This window comes from Nostoc cf. edaphicum LEGE 07299, assembly GCF_015207245.1.
GTDB lineage: Bacteria > Cyanobacteriota > Cyanobacteriia > Cyanobacteriales > Nostocaceae > Nostoc > Nostoc edaphicum_B.
Genome location: NZ_JADEXF010000175.1, coordinates 1 through 6,833, shown reverse-complemented (window position 1 = coordinate 6,833; position 6,833 = coordinate 1). Strand labels below are relative to the sequence as shown.

General features: G+C 41.7%; 6 protein-coding genes. 1 reads left to right on the top strand and 5 read right to left on the bottom strand.

From position 1 onward, the window contains the following. Positions 1-41 precede the first annotated feature (41 nt). A complete protein-coding gene (locus IQ229_RS07330) occupies positions 42-1,478 on the bottom strand; it encodes a phosphoglucomutase/phosphomannomutase family protein (protein ID WP_194042543.1) in 1,437 nt (478 codons plus the stop codon). Positions 1,479-1,789: 311 nt separating this feature from the next. Between IQ229_RS07330 and IQ229_RS07325 the strand changes: the two genes are divergently transcribed. Next, the gene (locus IQ229_RS07325) at positions 1,790-2,962 is read left to right on the top strand and encodes a DNA cytosine methyltransferase (RefSeq protein WP_194042541.1); all 1,173 of its coding nucleotides are present in this window, start codon (positions 1,790-1,792) and stop codon (positions 2,960-2,962) included. Positions 2,963-2,995: 33 nt separating this feature from the next. On the opposite strand, the gene IQ229_RS07320 is transcribed toward IQ229_RS07325, so the two are convergent. The 4 genes from IQ229_RS07320 to IQ229_RS07305 all read right to left on the bottom strand — a co-directional run bounded on the left by IQ229_RS07320 (position 2,996) and on the right by IQ229_RS07305 (position 6,503). Further along, positions 2,996-3,688 (bottom strand): SinI family restriction endonuclease, encoded by a 693-nt coding sequence (locus tag IQ229_RS07320; protein WP_194042539.1) that lies wholly within the window; start codon positions 3,686-3,688, stop codon positions 2,996-2,998. 303 nt (positions 3,689-3,991) lie between these two features. Further along, positions 3,992-4,471, bottom strand: coding sequence for a plasmid segregation centromere-binding protein ParR (locus IQ229_RS07315; protein WP_194042537.1), 480 nt, complete (start codon positions 4,469-4,471; stop codon positions 3,992-3,994). Positions 4,472-4,476: 5 nt separating this feature from the next. After that, positions 4,477-5,640, bottom strand: coding sequence for a ParM/StbA family protein (locus IQ229_RS07310; RefSeq protein ID WP_194042535.1), 1,164 nt, complete (start codon positions 5,638-5,640; stop codon positions 4,477-4,479). A 239-nt stretch (positions 5,641-5,879) separates the two neighbouring features. After that, positions 5,880-6,503: a DedA family protein gene (locus IQ229_RS07305; protein ID WP_194042533.1), complete on the bottom strand. Its 624-nt coding sequence runs from the start codon at positions 6,501-6,503 to the stop codon at positions 5,880-5,882. Positions 6,504-6,833 lie beyond the last annotated feature (330 nt).

The following is a 6,833-nucleotide window of genomic DNA, read 5'->3' as shown; positions in this document are numbered from 1 at the left end:
CCAAGGACAAAGGACAAAAGACAAATGACTAATGATTAATTTTACTCCGCCCAGTGTTTCGCCCAAGCAAGAGTTTGATGCACTTGCTCAATTGTTGAGGCTTCGCAGTACAGGCGTAAAACTGGCTCAGTACCGCTAAAGCGAATCATTAACCAGCTTTTATCAGCTAAACGATACTTGTAGCCGTCAATTGTTTGGCAATCAATCACTGCTTTACCTGCAATTTCCGTTAAGGGTTGGGTTTGCAATTGTTGCAAAAGACGCGATCGCACTTCCATACTTGCTAAGGGTAAATCAATGCGATCGTATGCTGAGGTAAACCCTGTTTGTTTTTGTAAGTGGCGATAATATTCACCTAAATCCAAACCAGATTCTACAATCGCTTCTAGTACATACAAGGCTGACAATAGGGCATCGCGTTCGGGAATATGGCTGCCATAGCCAATTCCTCCTGACTCCTCGCCACCCAGTAACACTTTTGCGACTAACATTCTGTCAGCGATATATTTATAACCAACCGCTGTCTCAAAGACTGACAGGTTATGTAGTGCTGCTACAAGCGGCATCAAGTCGGAACCACTAACAGTTTTAACTATTTCACCCTTAAAATCGCGCCGCAGGGTTAAATGGTCGATTAATATCGGGATTAATACTTGGGAACTTAGGAAGTTAGCTTCTCCATCTACTGCTGCAATGCGATCGCAGTCTCCATCAAATACCAACCCCACCGTTAAACCTGATTTATCGGTTTCTCGGTGAGTCTTGATGACTTCAAATAGCTTTGAAAGGTATTTAGGCAAGGGTTCCGGCGCGCCGCCACCAAAGAGGGGATCGCGATCGCTGTTGATTTCTTTGACTTGATTGCCTAGTAATCTTGCCAATCCACCAGCCGCAGCACCATGCATAACATCGGCAAATAACGTCAATTTGCCAGAGGCGATCGCTTCTCGAAGTTTGGCGATATCAACTTTACGTTCTAGTGCTTGGGTATAACTGGGCCAAGGATCGAATTTTTCTTGCTTTCCTGGGGTCGTTGCTAGCGGTACTCCAACCGACAACTGCGCTTCTATCTCTTTTGTGACTTCTGGCGGCACCGATCCACCAAAATAGCCCTTGACTTTTAACCCCAAATATGAACCTGGATTATGGCTGGCTGTAATTACCAGCGCCCCTAAAGCATTGAGTTCTTTTGCTGCCCAACTATAAGCTGGGGTTGGGGCATAGCTTTCGCTCAGTAGCACATCAAATCCGACAGCAGTGACAGTATCGGCAACAGCACGAGCAAAGTCTTCGGCCATGAATCGGCGATCGTAACCGACAATTATTGTCCGGCTACCCACTGTAGAAAAATATGTATCATATAATACTCTTGCGGCAACTGGCGCGACCAGGGCTAGACGTTCAAAGGTGAACTCGTCACCAATAACGCCCCGCCAGCCGTCTGTACCAAACTTGATTGAGTTAGCTACAACTGGCATCTAAGTATCCTAACTGTCTACTTGAGGATTCTAGCATTTATACAGTGTGCAGAGTAAAAAAAGAATACTAGTAATAATATGTATCTAATAATATTCAACTAAAAGTGAGTCAATTTGTGTATTGTACAAATGCAATGTCTAACGATAAACCCGTTTAAGCCTGCCATATTTATAAAGAGAATAGCGTCTTTGTAACATACTGTTTCAAAATGCTTACACTATTAGAATTGCAGGTATCTATCGTTAGCATGAAGCAGACTTGAGGATTCCAGCAAATCGTATATTTGATTAAGGCTGTAAGGATAAAAGCAGTGATAGACAATCAGGCAATAGCAATCAGTTTATTTACAGGAGCAGGTGGACTAGATATTGGGATAGAACAGGCAGGTTTTCGGATAGTAAGTGTTGTTGAGAAAGATCCTGATGCTGCGAAGACTATAGCTTTTAACCGACCTCACCTAAACAGTGCCGTAGCAAGAGATATACAGAAAATCACTGCTCAAAATCTTTTGGAAGAAGGGGGATATATTATTAACCTTGGTAGACCCCTACGTATTGGAGAAGTAGATTTAGTAACTGGCGGTCCCCCTTGCCAACCCTTCAGCACAGCAGGAAAACGTGGTTCAGTTATGGACCCACGTGGCAGCTTGTTTATGGACTTTATACGTATTGTTGAACAAGTGCAGCCACGCTTTTTTGTCATGGAGAATGTTAAAGGTTTACTCTCGGCTCCTATTCGTCATAGACCTCATCTGGAACGAGGAACGGGTTATGCTCCTCTGGAACTAGATGAAATGCAAGGGAGCGCTCTTGAGATTGTTTTAGAAGAAATAAAGCGCCTTGGTTATCAAGTTATTTATAAAGTCATGGAAGCAGCAGATTACGGTGTTCCGCAAAACAGAGCGCGAGTAATCTTTATTGGCTCAAGAGATGGTGAATCAGCTACATTCCCTTTGCCTACTCATAGTAAAGATGGCTCTTTATTACCTCAATGGCGCACTCTTAAAGACGCTCTGATAAACTTAGAAGATCCACAACCGGAGTATACTTCCTACTCAAAAAACCGTCTTCAATATTTAAAGCTTTTAAAAAGTGGTCAAAACTGGAGAGATTTACCTAAAGAATTGATAAAAGAAGCAATGGGAGGCGCTTACAAATCTGGAGGTGGTAAAGTAGGGTTTTACAGAAGATTATGTTGGGATAAGCCTTCTCCTACTGTTACTACAAGTCCTTACCAAAAGGCTACAGATATGTGTCATCCAGAGGAACTGCGTCCTCTCAGTGTTCGAGAGTGCGCCAGGATTCAAACCTTTCCAGACTCATGGATTTTCTATGGTTCGACAGCCTCTAAGTACCGACAGATAGGTAATGCTGTACCTGTACTCTTAGCTCAAGCTATTGGTGACTATTTACATAGTTTAATTAGACAGGAAAAACCTAAAGGGATACCAGTCTTTGAACAGCTTTCACTATTTAATCACTAAATCCTTAGCCTTTTGATTATTTTAAGACTTTTACTACTGAATTTGTTGCCAGTACTTACTATCTTCTACATATAATGCTGCATGATTTTCAGCGATAGTTTGTCTAACAAAGGCAGCAAAGTCTTCTTCAGAAAGATTAGAGCATCCTATTAATTGATTCAGTTCTTTCCAATAGTAAGCTCCATTTTGAGCATTGACTCTATGCCATTTCCGAATGATAGTTCCTTTACGGACACTACTGCTCGAACTATTTTCAGAATTACTACGGTTTTTAACTTGTAATAGCTCACCTTTCTTGGTACAAAAATCAACCTTATTTATAGTTTCACCCCAAGCACAGTACCAACCATAAAATGATAATTTTTCGGCAAGATATTCTTCTAAAAGAAGACATAATACGTTTTCTGCCGACATAGAAAGACGATGAGCATACTTTATATGATTAATGTCATCAGTGCTGAGAGTAGGTAAACGAGCAGAAATAATCGTGTCAATAATTTTGTCAGAAACGGTGCCTATCTTCTTACTAGTTCGCTTTGAGGCTCGATTATTATAACCGCCAAAATACTTATTTAACCACTTACTAATGTAATCTAAGCGAGAATTGCATACTTTTAAATATGGAAATAATTCAGGCGAATTACAACAGACGGATAAAACTGTTTTTACAGAATCATTCCAGAACATCCCAGAACGGAGTTTTACGATATTTTCAGCTTCTGACATGAGCAGATTGGCATCAAAATCCGGTATTTTTAGGTTATTGCTCACAGTTACTATTGGGTAAAATCTGCTGTTTAAGTTACTTGTTCTAGTTTTCCCAACAATTCACAAGGAGTAATACCCAAAGCCTTACTTAACTCCAAAAACTTCACCACGTCCAAACTTTGTTTGTCAAGCTCATATTTATAGATACACAAATCTCAATAATCTCAATACTTCTATATATAAACATTAATAATCCTTAATAGTATTAACTATTAAGGATTGTTAATATGAGCAAAAACTGCTCACAAACCTGATTTTTCCTTAAAAATCATCCAGAAACTGACTAAGGCGACTGATTACGGGGTCAACCTCTTGAGGAGGGGTAGCAACAGTATAAGAAGTATTATTTACTACTTCTAATTGACTTGGAGACGGAATGAACGATCGATCGTTGACTATGAGCGCCAGTTGTGCGACTTGTTGAGAAAGTTGCAGTAGATGATGTTCCATCGCCTCCAAACGATTAGATCCCTTGGCAAAAAAACGTTCCTCAAGTCCAGCCACTTGACGTTGCAGTTCACCGATTTGTTGATCGATCGGTGTGTTTACTGCTGTTTGTGGAGCAGGTTGTACAGATTCCGGTACACATAAAGATTGCCACAAGGCTTCTTTACAGAGGTCGCTGAAAGTCTTGTCTGGTTGTTTTTCCAAATAACTTTCTACTTGCGCTAACAAGCTTTCATCAGCAAGCTCTGGGTTGAACGTGACGGATTTAACTACCTTTTTTGACCATTGGAACATCAGCTTTATGCCCTAGCAGCGCGATTGGAGGATAATTGTGCCTCTCCATAAATATACTGCCCCAAAGCATTCGCCTGACGGGAAGGTGCTGCTAAATGAGCATTAATCTTTGCTTCTTTGAGGAGACGTTGAACGTCGTCCCAGAAGAACTCACCACCGCCGCCAGTAAGAATCACATCGGTGACGCGTTCTGGCAACCAGGCGAGTACACGGCTACAGATTTCCCGTGAAAACATCTCTGTGAGATTAGGAAGAAAATCATCTAGGTTGGTGGGCTTGCTAGCGCCTTTAGGACGGTAATAGCGTTCGCCTCTGGGTTTGTTCACAGCGGAAATCAGGGCTAGAGATTGACTATCTGCTCCCTCGATTTCGGCAGACACCAATTCATAAAACTTATTCATTCCGAAGTCTTCGCTCTTAGAAGCACCTCTGGCAAAACGGAAGTTATCTACCATCAAAAGATCGACGGTTTGATGACCAATATCAACGATCGCTACCGATATTTTTGTAAAATCGGGACTACCAGGGTTTTTCTTGGGTTGAGCTTCAGACCATAACAAGCTGCCGTAGCCTTCTGGCATTACCCATACCTTACTGACGTTCAGCGACACAGATTCGCCTCGGAAGTTCAACACGTGAGGGCCACCTACTTGGCTAATCAATTGTGCTTTTTCTTTTTCAAATTGCTCTAAGGAAAGAAAAGGCAGACCAAGTACAACTGAGATATCGTCTCTGAGTTTGAAGTAGCCAGCACTTGCTAAAACTTTTACCAGTGCAGCTTCTACCTTAGATTGTCCGACTCCTAAATTCGCCCCAAAATCGGCTGCCAGTTGACCAACAGCATATCCATTTCCTTGATACTCCAGCCACAAATCCATTAAGGGGTCAGTAGCTCTGGCTTCAAAAACACCGCCGCGTACTTGTTCTATCGACATCTGCTTGACGTTGGCAGGTACGAACACCACACTGCCTGGTTCGCGACTCACACAAGTTTTTGTGGAAGTTCTGCCTAAATCAACACTGAGAATAGTTTTCCCAGAACCACCGACTGGCTTGTTAATGGGAGGATTATTATTAACAGCATTGATAGGAGTCGATGCTAACGGCTGCCTATTCATGGGTATAGCAGCAGCATTAATGGGGGTAGCGGCGGAAGGTTGGTCTGTCATGAAAGCTCCTAGTTCAAACTTAACTGTAAAAAGTTGTCATGCTCATCTTACAAAAATGCGAGCAACCAGAAATTCTAGGTTGCGTCAAGTGTAGCTAGAAATACGCCAAAAATTAATTCCGGCGATACCTCTGGTAAGCTCTGCCAACGCACATCTAGTATTATTTGGCATAGTGTAGGCGAATTTTGGCCAGATGTAACCCCTGCTTTCACTGCTTTCAAACCAAAAGCGTCCGTGTTTTATCTTCTAGTGCGTCTTAACTGGCGCTTGAATATCCAGAAAACAAATGCTAGAACCAAACCGCCAAGTACGATTTTAGATACAGGAGCAAGGTACTTGTCCACAAGTTCATACTGACTACCCAATATGTATCCTGAGTATGTTAGCAAACCTACCCAAGCAGCGCTACCTAATGTTGTGTAAAACAAAAATGGTAGCAAAGGCATATTGCTAATACCTGCGGGAACAGAAATCAAGGTGCGGATTCCTGGCACAAGACGACCAATTAATACTGCTGTTCTACCTTGTCGGTCAAACCACTTTTTGGCCTTAGTGATATCTTTACTGGATATAGCCAGCCATTTGCCATACTTGTCAGCCCAAGCTTTCAAACGGGTTTCGCCCAAAAACTTACCCGGATAGTACCAAATAAGTGCGCCTAATACAGAACCCAAAAGTCCTGCGAAAAATACACCAATAATATTCAGCTTTGCCCCTCCTGGTTGATATGGACTTGCTGTAAATCCAGCCAGTGGCATAATCAATTCTGAAGGAATGGGGGGAAAAAGGTTCTCTAAAAACATTAGTAGGGCGATTCCCCAATAGCCAAAATAGTTGATAGTATTAGTTATCCATTCAAGCATTGAGTCAATTCCTGAAATTGCTGGACTAGTCTTGTTGCTAAATTCAGCTTTAGCTTTTTTAAAGGGTAATTATTCCCGCTTGCTAGAGTCAAGGGAATTTGGCTGCATTAAAAATTGGCATCACAACTGAAAAACAGAGTCAGACAAGTGCAAGCTAGGTGTCTGTTTCATTAATGTTGAAAGTTATAAAAGTTCGTAAGTAGCTCTACCTTTGAGATTGAACGATTTATCGCTCACTACAAACCTCACAAAATTAATCAAACGAACTACTAGGTTTTGTTTTCTAATTTTTTAGATCCCCCTTAGCCTGCTTTTTTAAAGGGACTAAGA

Coding starts and splice junctions, on each gene's coding strand:
- IQ229_RS07305 (WP_194042533.1), bottom strand. CDS start 6,503: ATGCTTGAATGGATAACTAATACTATCAACTATTTTGGCTATTGGGGA.
- IQ229_RS07310 (WP_194042535.1), bottom strand. CDS start 5,640: ATGACAGACCAACCTTCCGCCGCTACCCCCATTAATGCTGCTGCTATA.
- IQ229_RS07330 (WP_194042543.1), bottom strand. CDS start 1,478: ATGCCAGTTGTAGCTAACTCAATCAAGTTTGGTACAGACGGCTGGCGG.
- IQ229_RS07320 (WP_194042539.1), bottom strand. CDS start 3,688: ATGTCAGAAGCTGAAAATATCGTAAAACTCCGTTCTGGGATGTTCTGG.
- IQ229_RS07315 (WP_194042537.1), bottom strand. CDS start 4,471: ATGTTCCAATGGTCAAAAAAGGTAGTTAAATCCGTCACGTTCAACCCA.